19 protein-coding genes are annotated in these 15,838 nt (G+C 41.0%); 16 read left to right on the top strand and 3 right to left on the bottom strand.

Features of this window, described 5'->3' with window-relative positions; translation table 11 throughout:
* Window positions 1-22 precede the first annotated feature (22 nt).
* The 15 genes from CH373_RS08155 (at window position 23) to CH373_RS08085 (ending at window position 10,197) form a co-directional block, all read left to right on the top strand.
* Complete coding sequence (locus CH373_RS08155) at window positions 23-1,096, top strand: hypothetical protein (RefSeq protein ID WP_100714593.1); 1,074 nt, start codon at window positions 23-25, stop codon at window positions 1,094-1,096.
* A 130-nt stretch (window positions 1,097-1,226) separates the two neighbouring features.
* On the top strand, window positions 1,227-2,528 hold the full coding sequence (gene purB / locus CH373_RS08150; RefSeq protein ID WP_100714594.1) for an adenylosuccinate lyase: 1,302 nt from the start codon (window positions 1,227-1,229) through the stop codon (window positions 2,526-2,528).
* A gap of 5 nt (window positions 2,529-2,533) precedes the next feature.
* Window positions 2,534-3,316, top strand: coding sequence for a Rossmann-fold NAD(P)-binding domain-containing protein (locus CH373_RS08145; RefSeq protein WP_100714595.1), 783 nt, complete (start codon window positions 2,534-2,536; stop codon window positions 3,314-3,316).
* Entirely contained in the window at window positions 3,297-4,376 is a 1,080-nt protein-coding gene (locus CH373_RS08140; RefSeq protein ID WP_100714596.1) for an AraC family transcriptional regulator, read from the top strand. The genes CH373_RS08145 and CH373_RS08140 overlap by 20 nt, the downstream gene beginning before the upstream one ends.
* Window positions 4,377-4,611: 235 nt before the next feature.
* Window positions 4,612-4,824, top strand: a complete 213-nt coding sequence (locus CH373_RS08135) for an AbrB/MazE/SpoVT family DNA-binding domain-containing protein (RefSeq protein ID WP_100714597.1) — start codon at window positions 4,612-4,614, stop codon at window positions 4,822-4,824.
* Window positions 4,821-5,213: a type II toxin-antitoxin system death-on-curing family toxin gene (locus tag CH373_RS08130; protein ID WP_100714598.1), complete on the top strand. Its 393-nt coding sequence runs from the start codon at window positions 4,821-4,823 to the stop codon at window positions 5,211-5,213. Before CH373_RS08135 ends, CH373_RS08130 begins: the two co-directional genes overlap by 4 nt.
* 286 nt (window positions 5,214-5,499) lie before the next feature.
* The gene (locus CH373_RS08125) at window positions 5,500-5,781 is read left to right on the top strand and encodes a type II toxin-antitoxin system RelE/ParE family toxin (RefSeq protein ID WP_100714599.1); all 282 of its coding nucleotides are present in this window, start codon (window positions 5,500-5,502) and stop codon (window positions 5,779-5,781) included.
* 12 nt (window positions 5,782-5,793) lie between these two features.
* Window positions 5,794-6,099, top strand: coding sequence for a HigA family addiction module antitoxin (locus CH373_RS08120; RefSeq protein WP_100714600.1), 306 nt, complete (start codon window positions 5,794-5,796; stop codon window positions 6,097-6,099).
* A 271-nt stretch (window positions 6,100-6,370) separates the two neighbouring features.
* Window positions 6,371-6,652 (top strand): type II toxin-antitoxin system RelE/ParE family toxin, encoded by a 282-nt coding sequence (locus tag CH373_RS08115; RefSeq protein WP_100714601.1) that lies wholly within the window; start codon window positions 6,371-6,373, stop codon window positions 6,650-6,652.
* 11 nt (window positions 6,653-6,663) lie between these two features.
* Entirely contained in the window at window positions 6,664-6,966 is a 303-nt protein-coding gene (locus tag CH373_RS08110; protein WP_100714602.1) for a HigA family addiction module antitoxin, read from the top strand.
* 173 nt (window positions 6,967-7,139) lie between these two features.
* Entirely contained in the window at window positions 7,140-7,538 is a 399-nt protein-coding gene (locus CH373_RS08105; protein ID WP_125170020.1) for a hypothetical protein, read from the top strand.
* Window positions 7,539-7,688: 150 nt separating this feature from the next.
* Window positions 7,689-7,949 (top strand): ribbon-helix-helix protein, CopG family, encoded by a 261-nt coding sequence (locus tag CH373_RS08100; RefSeq protein WP_100714604.1) that lies wholly within the window; start codon window positions 7,689-7,691, stop codon window positions 7,947-7,949.
* Window positions 7,927-8,343, top strand: coding sequence for a type II toxin-antitoxin system VapC family toxin (locus tag CH373_RS08095; RefSeq protein ID WP_100714605.1), 417 nt, complete (start codon window positions 7,927-7,929; stop codon window positions 8,341-8,343). Before CH373_RS08100 ends, CH373_RS08095 begins: the two co-directional genes overlap by 23 nt.
* Before the next feature lie 306 nt (window positions 8,344-8,649).
* Entirely contained in the window at window positions 8,650-9,213 is a 564-nt protein-coding gene (locus CH373_RS08090) for a dihydrofolate reductase family protein (RefSeq protein ID WP_100714606.1), read from the top strand.
* A 153-nt stretch (window positions 9,214-9,366) separates the two neighbouring features.
* Window positions 9,367-10,197 carry a sterol desaturase family protein gene (locus tag CH373_RS08085; protein ID WP_100714607.1) on the top strand — a complete coding sequence of 277 codons (831 nt, stop codon included), beginning with the start codon at window positions 9,367-9,369 and terminating at the stop codon, window positions 10,195-10,197.
* A 45-nt stretch (window positions 10,198-10,242) separates the two neighbouring features.
* On the opposite strand, the gene CH373_RS08080 is transcribed toward CH373_RS08085, so the two are convergent.
* The 3 genes from CH373_RS08080 to CH373_RS08070 form a co-directional block, all read right to left on the bottom strand.
* The gene (locus CH373_RS08080; protein ID WP_100714608.1) at window positions 10,243-12,237 is read right to left on the bottom strand and encodes a PAS domain S-box protein; all 1,995 of its coding nucleotides are present in this window, start codon (window positions 12,235-12,237) and stop codon (window positions 10,243-10,245) included.
* 65 nt (window positions 12,238-12,302) lie between these two features.
* Window positions 12,303-14,294, bottom strand: coding sequence for a hypothetical protein (locus tag CH373_RS08075; RefSeq protein WP_100714609.1), 1,992 nt, complete (start codon window positions 14,292-14,294; stop codon window positions 12,303-12,305).
* A 6-nt stretch (window positions 14,295-14,300) separates the two neighbouring features.
* The gene (locus tag CH373_RS08070) at window positions 14,301-15,284 is read right to left on the bottom strand and encodes a glycosyltransferase family 2 protein (protein ID WP_100714610.1); all 984 of its coding nucleotides are present in this window, start codon (window positions 15,282-15,284) and stop codon (window positions 14,301-14,303) included.
* Between the two features lie 211 nt (window positions 15,285-15,495).
* On the opposite strand from CH373_RS08070, the gene CH373_RS08065 reads away from it, so the two are divergent.
* Window positions 15,496-15,837, top strand: a complete 342-nt coding sequence (locus CH373_RS08065) for an STAS domain-containing protein (RefSeq protein WP_010411951.1) — start codon at window positions 15,496-15,498, stop codon at window positions 15,835-15,837.
* The last annotated feature ends 1 nt before the right edge of the window (window position 15,838 follow it).

Raw genomic sequence — 15,838 nt, 5'->3', positions numbered from 1 at the left:
GCAATCGGCTATCGGGGACTTGATGCAAAAGAAAGGGAGATTCACTGTAGTGGGGGAGGCAATCCGTAATTTCTGGAATTCCCCTGGTATCCCAACTTTTATTGAGATTCTTGAGAAGGGTCTAGACAAGGAATTATTCTTTGATCCGGATAAGGTCGGCGCGGAAAGCAGAATCCCGTTCGAAGATCTGCCGATCGACTTTCGACTTCGTCAGTCAGGTATATTCAGAAAACTTTATGAGAGATTGTTTCCGGTTTCTCATGTGTTTAGAATCACTCATCGTTATGGTCGAGAGTTTTTGGACAATTTTATGCCTCTCTCTTCCGAGCACTATATAGGAAGGGGTTCCTACAAATTTGTCTATGCTCTACCTTGGAACCAAGTTGTAAAAGTCGGAAAGTCTAAACTTCCCTCGGATCCGATTTTCGGATCTTTATTTAAAGAAGTTCGATTGAATTTGGAAAAGTACCTGAAACCGGAGGAGATTCGATTGATGGAATTCCTCCAAAAGTCCTGCTGGACGGAGTCTGCACGGGACGAGATCCTTTTTAAATTCACCAGACTTGGCTTAGAGAGATTGCACTATTGGAAACTTAAGAGCCTGATACCGGATCTAGTTTTGCCGACTCGATTCTTCATGGGTCTTCGATACCGCAAGAATCCTTTTGGAGCTCCTATTACTACGCTTACTCCCTGTGACAATCAGACAACTATCCCCGGAAAGCATTTGAAGGAGTTCATTCGGGTGAATGAAAAGATAAAACAGAACCCGATCCAGGATGCGCTATTTCCGAAATGGAAATTGAATTTTGATACTCACAAATTCGGGATCATCAACAAAGCAAAGCTGAAAAAAATCGCTTTGGACTTTCACAGAGTAATCGAGGTGACCCGCTATCTCGCAAAAGAAGAAAAGCTGATTTTTGACATTCATTCAGAGAACATCATTATCACGATTCCGGATTTTGAACTCAAGATATTCGATTATCATGTATTTGACGAACATCTGTATGAACCAAGTAAGGAGAACCCTTCTCCCGAAGTAGACCATATAAACCTTATCAATGAATTCGTAAAGTCCTTCGATCTAAAGTAAGGTTTCTTTTCGGACAAAGTTCCAATTTTGACACTATTGTTGTTTGTCTTAAAGTGGTTTTTACCGTTTACGGGATAGGCCCCGGTCCGAATATCGTTTTTGAAGGGGAAATTTCCCTAGGAAGCTAAGGATGATCGATCGCTATTCTAATCCCGAGATTGCAAAAATTTGGGAGTTAGAGAACAAATTCAATATTTGGAAGGAAATAGAGATTCTTGCCTGCGAGGCACGGATGAAGAGGGGAGAGATTCCAAAGGAAGACTTTGAGCAAATCAGATCGAAGGCTAGATTCCAAGTGGATGAGATTTTAGAAATAGAATCAAAGGTCCACCACGATGTGATCGCTTTTCTTACCAATATGAATTCTTATATCGGACCCGCTGGCCGTCACGTGCACTACGGGTTGACATCTTCGGATATAGGAGATACTGCACTCTGCGTTCAGATGGTTCAGGCCATGGACCTAATTTTGAAGAAAGTAGACCAACTGATCGACGCGATTCGAGAGAAGGCGATTCAATATAAATCTCTTCCATGTATTGGAAGGTCTCACGGGATTCATGCGGAACCGATGACTCTAGGACTCAAGTTTGCTCTTTTTTATGAAGAGATGAAGAGGAATAGAGAAAGACTTTTCCAAGCAAAGAAAGAAGTCTCAGTCGGAAAACTATCCGGCGCAGTAGGAACTTATTCTAATATAGATCCCGATATAGAATCGTACGTATGTGAAAAACTTGGCCTGGAGCCGGACACGATTTCCACTCAAGTAGTTTCCAGAGATAGGCACGCTTCATATTGTTCCGCGTTAGGCGTAACCGCGGCGAGTCTGGATAGATTCGCGACCGAAGTTCGTCTTCTGCAGAAGACGGAAGGAAGAGAAGTAGAAGAGCCGTTTGCATCAGGGCAAAAGGGTTCTTCGGCGATGCCTCACAAAAGAAACCCGGTGATTTGCGAAAGGATTTCCGGAATTTCCAGGGTGATTCGTTCAAACGTATCGAGCGCTTTGCAAAACGTAGCACTTTGGCATGAAAGAGATATCTCCCATTCTTCAGCAGAAAGAATCATTCTGCCAGATTCCACGATTGCACTAGAATACATCTTGGACAAGATGCTGTTTGTAATCAAAAACCTTCATGTCTATCCTGACGCGATCGAAAGAACTTTGGGACTTACTAGAGGATTGATTTTTTCACAGAAAGTTCTTCTTCACCTAATCGAAAAAGGTGGAATTAGCAGAGAGGATGCATATTCGATCGTTCAAGGACATGCGATGGCTGTATGGGCGGATTCTTCCCAAACATTAAAGGGAAGACTGCTCGAAGATCCGAAAGTGAAGAAAGTTTTGCAACCGGAAGATATAGAGAGTATTTTTAGAATCGAACCTTATCTGGAAAAAATCGACTTAATCTATAAAAGACTAGGTTTAGAATAATCTAAATGCAAGAGATTGCAGTTCTCGGACTTGGTTATGCTGGAGTTCGCATTTTTCAGGAATGCAAGTCCATAGCGCATGCCAAGGTTCGGGGATTCTCTGCGAGGACTCAGATTTTGGATTCGGCTCTTTGTGATTTCGGATCCGAAGCTCAGTTGAAGGACTTCCTTCATCAATTCGAAAACAATCCCTTCGATCAACTCATCATCACATTCCCGCTGCAAAAATTGCAAAATAGTGAATCGGTCATCGGTGTGATCTCTAAGGTGAGTAAGAATTTCTGGTTACTCGGAACTACCAGTATTTACAAAAGAGTGCCGGACATTACTGAGATTTCTCCCAAAGATCCTTTGCACGATCGCTACCAGCTCGAAGAGCAATTTTTGCAAGCTGGTGGAAAAGTGCTAAGGCTTTGCGGAATCTATGGTTCGGGACGTAATCCAGGAAATTGGGCAAGAGCAGGAAAGGTGCAAAAGTCCAAAAGACAGGTAAACCTGATTCACGGAGATGATATTGCAAAGACAGTTCGAACGATTTTCGAATTTTCCGAATTTGAATACCCGAGCGAATTGATCCTTTCCGATAACCAATGGCATACTTGGTTCGAAATTTTCCGATTTTTAGAAGATATGGGAAAAATCGATTCCAGGCCGGAGCAGGAGCCCGACCGGGAGGATGCATTTGTGGATAGCAGACTGATTCGGAAAATTCTTCCTGGTTTACAAACAAAGGACTTTTGGCAAGAATTGGAAAAACTGGAAGAGTCGAATGATCTCAGAGATCATTAATATTCTGCATTATTTTTGCATTTCTAACTTATTTTTTCTTCTAGTCTTGTTTGGGTGGCGATATCGATATGATAAGCGAACAAGGCTAGGTGCTCTGTTTATTCTTTGCATTCTATGCTATATTATTCTCTCCTTAGATCCAAATAGCGTTCTGCCTTTTCCGGTGAGAGTGGTTCTTTTCTTCGGCCTAATCGCTCTTCCATTTTTCTTTTGGATGTTGAGCTCTGCAGTATTTGAGGATCATTTTGTTCCTAAGCCTTGGCACTGGTCTCTTCTTTTCGGAAAAGAGCTAATCTCAGCGATCGCTGTTTTTCCAGTCTTTGACAAGATTAATCTACGCGGGCCAATCGAGTCAGAGTCCGTACTTTCCAGAGTATTTATTCCGACCTTGCTATCTTTGGGTTTTGTGATTGCCGCGATTATTCGAACTTACTCCGGCAAAAAGGACGACTTGGTGGAAACCAGGCGGAGGTTCCGAGAATTCCATATTTTAATTACGGGGACTGTTATATCTTTTGGGATTTTCTCCAGGCTCTTTTTAAGAGGACAGGAGCTTTCAGATATATTAGATTTGATTAATGTAGTTCTGGCATGGATTCTCATCTTGGCCTTTATGCATCTTGTGTTGGAATTGAAAGAGGGATTGGTGAATGACGAGCTCAATTCTAGCGAGGAAGAGAAAATCGTTCACGTTGATCCTGTTCTAAGAAAAAAAATCATCTCCGCCTTTGAGGAAAGCAAGTTATATAGAATCGAAGGACTTACCATCGGACAGTTGGCCGAGGAGATAGATGTACAGGAATACAAGATTCGAAGACTAATCAATCAGGGAATGGGATTCAGAAATTTCCCCGACTTTTTGAATCGCTATCGAATCCAGGAAGCATGCGAAGTTTTGCTGGATAGCGAAAAGGACGATTTGCCGATCATTCGAATCGCGATGGATTTGGGTTACCAATCTTTGGGGCCTTTTAATCGCGCGTTCAAAGAACTCACCGGCGTGACTCCTACCGAATTTAGAAAATCCAGATCGAACGGCTTAGCGAATCCGGTCTTTTAGAGAGTTTGTAGGAGCTCCTACAAAATTTGGCCGTTAGAAAGCTGGTTGCCAAACTTGTCCATTCATGATATGGGTGCAAATTCGCGGTGCGGTACTTCCACCACACCGGCCCCCACCCAAAAAGGGTGGGGCTTACACGAAATCGCGTATATTTGCTAGTTAGACGCAAAAGCCCTCAAAATCTCCCTTGACAAAGTAACACCATTGTATATACTTTATTGTTACGGGAGTTTTTATGATCAAAAAACTTATACAGCACGGTAACAGTTCGGCACTTATAATTGAAAAACCAATCCTTGAACTTTTACATATTACATCTGAGACTTCATTAGATATTAAAACTGATGGTAAAAGCTTAATAATAACTCCGTTAGATAAGAAACTTGAAGCCTCCTTAGCTAAGATTAATAAAAAGCATAGCAAAACGTTAAAACGACTTGCTGATTGAACAATTCAGTCGTTCGATATTTAACATTAGAAGAAGTTCTATACATCCATGCAAATCAGATAGACGAGTATGGCGGATCTTATGGGATCCGAGATCAAGGCCTTCTCGAATCTGCTATTTCTCAACCTTCAACAGGATTTGGAGATCAGGAATTTCATAAAGAACTCTTAGATAAAGCAGCTGCATATTTATTTTATCTTTGTAAAAATCATCCATTTATTGATGGAAACAAACGAGTTGCATTAGCAGTATCTTTAGTCTTTTTAGATTTGAATGGCATAGAGTTAGATGATCCAGAAGGAATGCTCTATGATTTGACAATCGGAGTTGCTTCCGGTGAAATTCCTTTGAAAAGTATAGCTCAGGAATTGGAAAAACTAACTACTTAATCTTATTACTTTAGCAAGGGCTTCAGCGTCTAACTATCGGCTCTGACGCTTCGCTTCGGGATTGCTTCGCACTCTCGCTCGGCCTTCGGCACATTTCGCTTTGTCACTCGAATTGCAGTGCAATTCTCGCGCCTGTCTTCGCTTCGCTCAGCTCGCCAACTTCGTCAAGCCTTGGGTCGTTATACGCCATGCTTAAAATTTATTTTGTAAGAGAAAGACTGCAAAATTTACTTCAAATTCCATTAATGGTGCTTGACACCAGTGTCGTAAAACACCATTATGAATCGTGATACTGTCTTTTTCGGATAAAGAATGCGAAATCATATGGCAGGGTAAGTTCTCAAAGAAATTTCCGAAGGACATACAAAGAACAGCTAGACGGAAGCTTATACATTTAGATAGCGCGAAAACTTTAGAAGATTTAAAGATTCCTCCTGGCAACAGGTTACATGCTTTATCTGGAGATAGGCGAGGGCAACATAGCATTTCAATAAATATGCAGTATAGGATCTGCTTCATTTGGGAAAATGGCAATGTTACTAATGTCGAGATAGTCGATTATCATTAGGCGGTAGCAATTATGAATAAAGAATTAATGAATATTCACCCTGGTGAAATCTTAATAGAAGACTTTCTAAAGCCAATGGAAATTACGGCTTATAAGTTAGCACAAGCCACTCATATAGATCAAAAGCGTATAAGTGAAATAATTCATGGTCGCCGTTCTATTACTGCTGATACTGCGTTAAGATTTTCCCGTTTTTTTGGAAATTCGCCTGAGTTCTGGCTATCAATACAAGCTCATTATGATTTAGAAGTTAAACAGTATGAGCTTAAAAATGAATTAAAAACGATCAAAAAGTTTCAAGAACTTCAAGCAAATTAATAAAGCACGGCGTATAACTGTCGGCTCTGACGCTGCGCTTCGAGATTGCCTCGCAACTCTCGCTTGGTCTGCGGCACATTGGCTCCAGTCACGGCTTTTGCAAAAGCAAAATCCGCACCTGACCCTACCGCCTCTTGCGAGGCTCCGGTTCGCCAACGTCGTTAAGCCTTGGTCGTTACGTTATACGAAATTGGGAAGAAACCTCCTTTTAAAGATAAAATAAGGATATATCTGATTGACAGATATATCTGCAGTTCGAATATATGAGTAAATGATCAAATCTTTCGGAGATAAGGAAACTGAAGGAATCTTCCATCAAGAATTCTCAAAGAAAATACCTCCGAAAATACAGAGTAGGGCATTAATCAAACTTCTCATCTTGGAAAATGCTGAAAAAGAAGAAGATTTAAGAAGTCCGCCAGCCAATAGGTTTGAACGTTTAAAAGGGAACTTAAAGGATTATTGCTCTATCAGGATAAATGACCAGTGGAGAATTACTTTTAAATTCTCTGACGGAAATTGCTTTGAAGTGTCTATAGTTGCTTATCATTAAGGGGGTTTACTATGAAAGCGAAGAGAATTCCTACGCCAACAGTATCTCAAATTCTTAGAGAGGAGTTTTTGGATCCATTAGAAGTAACTCCATATAGACTAGCTAAAGAGCTGCATGTTTCAACCTCCACTGTGTTGGAGATCTTACACAATAAGCGTAAAATCTCTGTAGATATGTCTTTGAGATTGGCTAAGTTTTTCGGTATGTCTGATAAATTTTGGATAAATCTTCAAAATGATTTAGAAATAAGAAAACAGAAAGAAAAGCTGAAGCTCAAATTGGATAGCATTCAAACGTTCCAAAGAACTGGCTGAATTCACTCCCAACTACGTCTAACTGTCGGCGCTGACACTTCGCTTCGGGATTGCTAACGTCGTCAAGCCTTGGATCGTTAGGCGTCATGGACAGAATAAAAGAAAATCCTAAATCGAACTCTGTATAATTGTCCTCTTATTTTAAAATTTGCTATTTTGATAAAATAGAAACAATGTCAATATCACGTGAAATGTTTTTGGAACAGTTTTTGGGAGCTCTTGGGGCAAAGAAGTTGCTCTTCTCTGGAGTGGCGAACGAATTTATTTCAGGGACTGTGATTTATGATCTTAAGAATCTTGAAGAACGGCAAGATTTTTGTTGGTATAAGAATATACATGACCCTTTGACTTCTGGTCTTTATGATTTGATAAAATTAATTAATGATATGCAATTGTTATCAATTGATATGCTGACACTGACCCGTAACAATCTGCACAGCCTTTATAACTCTCATTATGCCAGAACAATGTCTGTTGATGATTTTAATACTTTAGTAGATTCATTAGTGTCTATTGAAGTTAGAATGATGGATGAAGGTAAAGAAACTGATTCTTTCTTTATTCACGAGTAGGTAAGTCCACGACGCCTTACTGTCGGCTCTGATGCAGCGCTTCGAGATCGCCAAGCCTTGGGTCGAGGCGCCAGGCTGGCAAGATCAACTTTTTAAGAATAATCGAATAAAATTCTTGTTCGTAATACCAGGATGTGATACATTATTTTTGTGATTAGTTTAAGAATACCGCCAGATTTAGAAAGGGAACTTGATTCGTTTGCGAAATTAGAAGGGAAAAGTCGTTCTGAAATTGTAAAAGAATCAATTCTCGAATATATAAAGAATCATAGCTCGAGTAAAACTCCTTTCGAATTAGGTGAAGATCTATTTGGTAAACATTCAGCCAAAAATGAAAAATTAGCCAAGAATAGAAAAAGCCTCTTAAATAAAGTATTAAAGGACAAGAATGAAAAACGTCGCACTCGTTGATTCAGGTCCGATTATAGCATTATTCAATTCATCAGATTATTATCACAAATCAGTTTTTAAGTTTCTAAAAGGATTTAAAGGTTCTCTATTTACCACTTGGCCTGTTATAACTGAGGTCATCTATTTATTATCGTTTTCGATTGATGCTCAATCGGATTTCTTAGAATGGATAGAACGTGGAAGCTTGCAGATTTTAGATGTTACATTAGATGATCTAAAATATATAAAGAGCAGGATGCATAAGTATTCCGATTTGCCAATGGATTTAGCAGATGCATCGTTAATGTGCATCGCGGAGAGAGAAGGGATCTATAATATTATCAGTATAGATTCTGACTTTTCAATTTATAGAACTTTAAAAGGCAAATATTTAACAAATTTATATAAGAGTTAGGCCAGCCCAGCGTCTGACTATCGGCTCTTACGCTTTGCCATGCCGCTTGGCCTTCGGCACGTCAGGCTTAGCGAATCCGGTCCTTTAGAGAGTTTGTAGGAGCTCCTACAAAATTTGCCCGGCAGAAAGCTGGTTGCCAAACTTGTCCATTTATGATATGGGTGCAAATTCGCGGTTCGGTACTTCCACCACACCGGCCCCCACCCAAAAAAGGGTGGTGCTTACACGAACACGCTTACAGTCCCTAGTTAGTCGTAATTCAAAAAACCATAATCTTCTAAACCTTTAATCTTTGAGGAGCACGTCATGAGAAAACTAATCATGTGGAATGTAGTCACACTGGATGGATATTTTGAGGGTGAGCAAAACTGGGACTTGAGTTTTCACGAACTTGTTTGGGGCGACGAGCTTGAGGAATTCAGCCTAACTCAGTTGAAATCAGCGGACATGCTTCTGTTTGGCGCGACGACATACAAAGGTATGGCAGATTATTGGACAAAGGCGGAAGGTGACGCGGCTGAAGGAGAAATCGCTAGATTTATGAATAAGATTCAAAAGGTCGTTTGCACATCCACACTCAAAACTGCGGACTGGAACAATACTACGATCGTAAGAAATGCTGCAGTCGAAATTGCTAAGTTAAAACAGCAAGGCGAAGGCAATATGTTTGTGTTTGGTAGCGGAAACCTATCCGAATCCTTATTGAAAGCAGAGTTATTTGATGAGATTCGCTTATGCATTGCGCCAGCATTTTTAGGCAAAGGGAAACTTTTGTTCCATCAGGGAATTCCTCATAAAAAACTCAAAGTGCTTGAATCTCGTCTCCTTACTACAGGCGGGATTCTTCTTCGGTATGCTCCACTGTTATAGACCAGCGCCCAAAGTAACCTAGGAAACCTTAGAATTTTCTAAAAAACCTATCCAATTTCAAAATCGGCTAGGTTTATTTAAGATCGGTAAGATCTTATATCGAACGAAGTCGTATAATAAAGAAGTTCCGGTTTTAGGAATGGAGTGAAGAACATGAGCGAACTCGCTGCAAAACTTGGATATGACGGTTATTACTTTTTTATGGTCGGAAATCTATGGTTCAGATACCTATTGCTTTCCGGTGGAGCTTACTTGTTTATTTGGATTATTTTCCGAAGCAAGCTAGCTCACAAAATTATTCAAAACAAATTGCCGGAAAAAGAAAAGATCTTTCACGAGATCAAATACTCGGCCTCTACCTTCTTTATCTTTGCAGGTTCTGCGAGTTTGCTCCTCTGGATGAAGGAAATGGGTTGGACGAAAGTCTACGATCATGTTTCAGACTATGGAGTTCCTTATTTACTATTTAGCATTGTGGCAATGATTCTGTTACACGATGCATACTTTTATTGGACGCATCGTTTGATGCATCATCCTTTGCTGTTCAAAAGAATGCATCTTACTCATCACAAATCTACGAATCCTTCTCCTTGGGCCGCTTTTTCGTTTCATCCACTCGAGGCGATCGTAGAAAGCGGCATCGTGCCTCTGGTCGCGTTGTTGTTTCCGGTGCACGGAATCGCGATCTTTGCTTTTTTGCTATATAGTACTTTCTTGAACGTTCTTGGGCATCTATCGTTTGAACTTTTTCCGAAAGGCTTTGCGGATAATAAGATATTACGATTACATAATTCTACAACTCACCATAATATGCACCATAAATACTTTAACTGCAATTACGGGTTGTATTTTAATTTTTGGGACAGGTTGATGGGAACCAATCACGAGAAATATTGGGACACTTTTAGAGAAGTCTCCAATCGAGTTCCCGAAAGAGAAATATCTGTGCCAAGATCTGCGCAAAAAGCCGAAGCTTCAGGCTAGGCTGGCTATTGTACGAACGATAGCTAAATAAGAATTCTAAGATTTTCAAATAGGGAATCGCACTTGGGTAGCGGTTCCCTCGCTTCTTTTTAAATCGGTCACTGTACCTTTCAACTGTCTGGTCAATAGTTCGATAAGTTGCAGCCCGAGCGAATCTCGATTAGAGTTTGTGACCTTTTTCCCCACTCCATTGTCTTCGACTTCTAGATAAATAGAATCTTCTTTTTTTGAAACATTGATCCTGAGAATTTTTTGGTCTCTCACTAAGAAAGCGGGGAAACCGTGCTTTAAACAATTCGTAACTAGCTCATTCAGTATCAAACCGATCGGTATAAAAGCATCTTGTCTAATTTGTATGGAATCGCACTGGATATCCACGGTTAGTTCTCTTTCGTTCCAGCCGAAAGAGTGCAGTAGATTCTCTGTTAGTTTCTTTACATATTCCGGAAGAAAGTCCTCGGAAAGAGATTGCTTTCCATACAATGACTCGTGCACAAAAGCCATCGATAGAATTCTGTTTTGGCTTTCCTTCAAAACCGAGACGGGGTCCGATGCCTTGATTTGGTCCAAATGTAGAGAGATAAGGCTGGATAAAACTTGCAGATAGTTTTTTACTCTATGGTGGACTTCCTTCAACAAAAGTTCTTTTTCTTTGAGCGCCTCCGCGACAATGTCCTCTGCGAGTTTGACCTGAGTGAAGTCGCTGATAAATCCTTCCAGAGCAAGGGTTTCGCCCTTTTCGTTCTTCACCGCTGAGCCTTGTTCTAACAACCACCGAATTTCTCCATCTCTGCGTACAATTCTGTAGATAAGTTGGTAGGGCCTGTCAGACCATCTAGAATCGTTTACACTATCGTATACGGCTTGTCTATCTTCAGGATGGATGATATCAGCAAATGCAACGACAGTGTTTTTTACAAATTCAGAAGCCGAATAACCTGTGAGTTCCTTGCAGCCGTCGCTAATAAACTCCATCGTCCAATTCGTATCCTCCTTACATCTAAATGCGATTCCGGGAAGATTCTGGATCAGAGTCGATATCTGCCTTTCCCTTTCTCTTAATGCTTCCGTAGCCATTTTAATCGGAGTGATATCGGTCACCATTGCGAGAGCGCCTTCATAGTTACCCTGTTCATCATGCAATGGACTAGCCGACATGAGAGTCCATTTTACGGAGCCATCCGGCTGCGCAAACTGGAACTCATGGATTTCTGATTTGCCTGCTTTGCGTTGTTCTAATCTTTCTTCTATTATGTTTTTATGAATCGGATCTGTAAGTTCAAAGAGTGACTTTCCGATCAGCTCATCTACCGGTCTGCCGAGCAACTGACACATTTTATGATTCATGAATGTTGTGATTGAATTGTGATCGATCACCCAAATCCCTTCCTGGGATGTATCCACGATTTTTCTATATTTTGCCTCGCTTCTTAAGAAAGCTTCTTTGCTGTCTTCCAACACTAAGAGCAGAAATGAAATTGCAATTGAGAATCTGAAAAAGGAGCCAAGCACAAATCCGAAGGATACGAATTCTTTGGAAGTTTGGTCTAAAAACGGAAAGCTGCCCGCATGAAGACTCCAGAAAAGAAATAAAACTCCAGCTAACCTTTTGCCGATATTCGCGTCGGTGCTGCGTAAAAAAATAGTTCCGGTGTACAGATACGAAGCGAATAGCAAGACCGTAACCGGCATCGGCTCTTTCAGTCCGGAAAAATCCTGATAAATTGAATACGCTCCTATCCCAAAAAAGAATACATTCCAGATTCCAGGAAGAGAACGCTTCAAGAAATAAATGCAACCTAACAATTGTAGATAGGCTCTGAGCAAATCCAATGTGAGTACAGGAAAGAATATTTCAGAATATCCAGATACTTGCAGTAAATAACCAATGTAGTATAGTAAGTGGAAGAACCAACAAGCGCCCCAGACTAGAAGAGCTTTTTGACGCTCCTGATAGTATAAGTATAAATAAACGCAAAGTAGAAAAAAGGCCCAAGGTAAGGAAGCAAGGATAGCTGGATATAGCCAAGGGTGAAACACGAAAACCTACCCGTCGGAACCGAGACGCGAATCTGAGCTTCCAAATGTTAAGAGAAGTGTCGCGGTTATTTTACGGAACGACGAATTTGGAATTCCTTCATGCAATACAGACCGCTCGGATGTTTTATCTCCCGAATCTCCTGCAAGGAAACATCCATGGTATGAATTCTTTGAGTCATTTTCTCGGAAAGAGAGCATTCAGGACCTACGAATAGTAATCGTTCAAATTCGTTCCAGTTCTTCCATTGGTATTTGGAATCATTCCGTACTTTCCCTTTTTCAAGAGTCTTTAACCGGAACAACAAGTCGAATTCGGACGCCAGTATTCTACCAGGTTTTTGAAAATTCTCATCCTCATGAAATGCGTTTAACAAAATATATTTACCCTCTTCGGAGATTTCACCGGCTAAGTCCCGAGCCGGTTGGAATGCGTCGACCCTGAATCCCTTTAAACAAAAGTATTGGATTTGAGAATATGAAGTTCTGAGCAAGCCACCTTCGGATGCAAAAAGTGAGAGCCCTGATCCAAAGCAGATGATAGAAATCGCAAGGCATGCAATTTTAAACTTTTGGGAAGATCCTAGAATAGCCCTAAAGGACCATAAACTTAACATCCAAAGTAAAGCAGGCAAAGGATAGAACACGTGACGGAGCTGTTTGTTGCCTGTAGTGGCATCGATCACTATGTATTGCAAAAATACGATCGCAGTGATCGCAAATAACGGATCCAAAAATACCTTTGGCCAAGAAACACTTTCGAGTTTTGCGAGCTTGGAGTCGATCCATCCTTGGCTCGGTTCCGGTGTATGCTTTGTAGAAATAGATGCTTCCGCAAATTCGCTGCTTTCGGTTTGCCAGAGTAAAGACCTGCCAGAAACCTTAAAAAAGAACCAGGTCGCAATAATTCCTGAGATTCCAAAAAAGAATATTCTGAATATCCAGGGATTTTGGAACACGTGGCTGACCGGCAGCTTTCCAGTCGGGGACTCGAATAGGCTCAAAATAAAACTGGTGACGAATTCGTTCACGATCATCTGAGCATTTACGAGGCTCATGACCCGATCCGGATTTGCAAACAGCCAAAGGAAGCAAGGCAGAATCGCAAAAATGTATAAGATCCTCAAGGAGGGCGGCGCGTATCTTTTGACACCAGCTCGAGAGGAATATAAGAAATAGTTAAAGTCTAAAAAAAGTAGAACCGTCAGAAAATATAAGACTTTCTTAAATGATCTTTGGTCTAGATTCCAATTTGTTAGTACTCGAAGTACAGGCAGAGAAAGGACTGCTCCTACGACAAGGAATAGGAAGACCAACCGTATTCCTTTGTAATGCTTACGTAATGCAAATCTAAAAAATCCGATCACTTCGGGGAATCTGGATAAGCATTCATAGATAAAGATAGAAATGAAAAGTAAGAGTCCGTAAGGATATTTGGTAAAGAATAATAATATTAAGGAAACCGAAACTAGAATCTTTGACTTGCTTCCCTTCGGAAGTTCTTCTCCTGCGGGGACAGTGCGAGTTTCGGAATAAAGTTTATAAAGCGAATAATATACCCAGAGTAAAACGAGCATTCCTTGTGTTTCGAGCATCGAAGACAAACTATAGGAAGGGGTCTCGGAAGTATGCAATGTCATCGCCAGAACGAATAGAGACACTAAACTAGAAAAGCTTAAAGACTTTGTGATTTTGAAAGTAGTATATAAAATCGTGGGAAAGCAAAGTGCATAGAAAGTTAGGCCGAGAAATGAATCCTTCCAGGTGATCGACCATTCCCCTGGAAGAAACAGTAGAACCAAGGATAAAATCGATCTTAGAGGAGGCCAAGTGGGAGACTCTAGAAAAGGAAGGAACCCCCTCCAAATTTTCCATTCCTTAAAATCCTGGTATTGATCGAGCACCACATTGAGCCGGATATTCTCATCCCAGGTCAGTAAATCCGTGATGGGGCAAATATTTGTGAAAGCGGTCCAGTTTTTCCAGACCATGAGCCCTACGGCATAGAACAGGGCTGTAGAGAGAATGACGCCTGCGATTTTGTCCCAGTTTAGTCGCATAGAATTCTATTTCCTGCGTTTTGGTTTGGATTCGACCGAATATACTTTTTCTATTACATAGAGAGGTCTGTTCTTGGATTGATCATGCACTCTACTCAGATATTCCCCGATCATTCCCAACGCAATCAGTTGTATGCCACCTAAGAGAAGCACTACGATCATTACGCTAGTCCAACCTTGGATTGTATTTGCGGTGAAAAGTTTTAGATAGATTACATAAATTGCATAGAGCGCGCCTACAAAAGCGGTAAGGAAACCGAGGTAGGAGGAAAGCTTTAACGGAGCCGAAGAAAAAGATGTGATTCCGTCGATCGCAAATTTCAACATTTTGCCCACGGAGAATTTTGTTTCGCCGTCGAACCTTTCGTCTCTATCATATTCCAGGCCAGTCTGCCGAAAACCTATCCAGGCTATCAATCCGCGAATATACCTGTGTTGCTCCCGCATAGAGACTAAAACGTCGGTCACTCTCCGGCTCATGATTCGAAAGTCTCCGGTATCGATCGGGATATCGAATCTGGTCATTTTTTTTAAGGTCCGATAAAAGATATGAGCGGTGACCAACTTAAAGATGGATTCTCCCTCTCTTTTTCTTCGGCGTGCATAAACTACATCGTAGCCTTCGCCCAATTTTGCGTACAAATCTGCGACGAATTCAGGAGGATCCTGCAAATCTCCGTCCATCACTACAACCGCCTCTCCCCTTGCGCTATCGATTCCCGCGGTAATGGCTAATTGGTGTCCGTAGTTTCTAGAAAGATTGACTAGTGCAAACCCGGTTTCCGATTCGCAAAATTCTCGTAGGAGTTCCAAAGTTTTGTCTCTGGACCCATCGTTCACAAATAAAATTTCAGTATCTTCTTTGGAGAACGAGAATCGTTCCTTCAAAATGCCCTGGAGATTTTTGAGTCTCTTGATCAGCTCCGGTACGGTTTTCTCTTCGTTATAAACAGGAATTACTACGGATAATATAGGAGGTTTGGAAGTCATCGTGGACGCTTGGTACGTTGTTTCGCTTGTCCCAAAATGTCGATCATTATTCCCCCGAAATTTTGCTTGGGTTAGAGTCTTGCGAGCTTTTTTAGAAAACGCAAATTCTACAAAAAGGTCCGGGTTTTATCGGGGGCTTAGCGGAAAAAAGGGCTTTACAACACGGCCAGAATGAAGATTCTATATTTTCACAAAAATCCAAGAAAGGGTTATGAAAATCAAAGTCACCACGAAAAACGACGTCCACATTATCAAGATCGAAGGACCTATTAAAGCGGGAAACGAATTCGAACTTGGACAGAAAATCGAAGAATATATTTCGAAAGGTGACGTCCCTAAATTTATCATCGACCTCAAAAAAGTGCCCTTTATCAACTCTGCCGGGTTGGGGATGTTTCTCAATATTTACAAGCATATCGACGGCTTGAAAGGAAGGATGGTTTTTACCAATCTAAATTCCGATATTGAAAACTTGATGGAGATAACGAAGCTCGCTAGCATCTTCGAAATCTACAAAACCTTGGAAGAGGCAATAGAATCGTTCGAATACTGAA

The organism is Leptospira perolatii (genome assembly GCF_002811875.1).
Classification (GTDB): domain Bacteria; phylum Spirochaetota; class Leptospiria; order Leptospirales; family Leptospiraceae; genus Leptospira_B; species Leptospira_B perolatii.
The sequence above is the reverse complement of the archived record's forward strand: the minus strand, read 5'-3'. Positions and strand labels throughout refer to the sequence as shown.

What these genes read in the sequence shown, in the direction of transcription:
- CH373_RS08065 (WP_010411951.1), top strand. Translation starts at nt 15,496, where the DNA reads ATGAAAATCAAAGTCACCACGAAAAACGACGTCCACATTATCAAGATC.
- CH373_RS08070 (WP_100714610.1), bottom strand. Translation starts at nt 15,284, where the DNA reads ATGACTTCCAAACCTCCTATATTATCCGTAGTAATTCCTGTTTATAAC.
- CH373_RS08075 (WP_100714609.1), bottom strand. Translation starts at nt 14,294, where the DNA reads ATGCGACTAAACTGGGACAAAATCGCAGGCGTCATTCTCTCTACAGCC.
- CH373_RS08110 (WP_100714602.1), top strand. Translation starts at nt 6,664, where the DNA reads ATGAAAGCGAAGAGAATTCCTACGCCAACAGTATCTCAAATTCTTAGA.
- CH373_RS08145 (WP_100714595.1), top strand. Translation starts at nt 2,534, where the DNA reads ATGCAAGAGATTGCAGTTCTCGGACTTGGTTATGCTGGAGTTCGCATT.
- CH373_RS08120 (WP_100714600.1), top strand. Translation starts at nt 5,794, where the DNA reads ATGAATAAAGAATTAATGAATATTCACCCTGGTGAAATCTTAATAGAA.
- CH373_RS08105 (WP_125170020.1), top strand. Translation starts at nt 7,140, where the DNA reads ATGTCAATATCACGTGAAATGTTTTTGGAACAGTTTTTGGGAGCTCTT.
- CH373_RS08135 (WP_100714597.1), top strand. Translation starts at nt 4,612, where the DNA reads ATGATCAAAAAACTTATACAGCACGGTAACAGTTCGGCACTTATAATT.
- purB (WP_100714594.1), top strand. Translation starts at nt 1,227, where the DNA reads ATGATCGATCGCTATTCTAATCCCGAGATTGCAAAAATTTGGGAGTTA.
- CH373_RS08085 (WP_100714607.1), top strand. Translation starts at nt 9,367, where the DNA reads ATGAGCGAACTCGCTGCAAAACTTGGATATGACGGTTATTACTTTTTT.
- CH373_RS08115 (WP_100714601.1), top strand. Translation starts at nt 6,371, where the DNA reads ATGATCAAATCTTTCGGAGATAAGGAAACTGAAGGAATCTTCCATCAA.
- CH373_RS08140 (WP_100714596.1), top strand. Translation starts at nt 3,297, where the DNA reads ATGATCTCAGAGATCATTAATATTCTGCATTATTTTTGCATTTCTAAC.
- CH373_RS08090 (WP_100714606.1), top strand. Translation starts at nt 8,650, where the DNA reads ATGAGAAAACTAATCATGTGGAATGTAGTCACACTGGATGGATATTTT.
- CH373_RS08155 (WP_100714593.1), top strand. Translation starts at nt 23, where the DNA reads ATGCAAAAGAAAGGGAGATTCACTGTAGTGGGGGAGGCAATCCGTAAT.
- CH373_RS08095 (WP_100714605.1), top strand. Translation starts at nt 7,927, where the DNA reads ATGAAAAACGTCGCACTCGTTGATTCAGGTCCGATTATAGCATTATTC.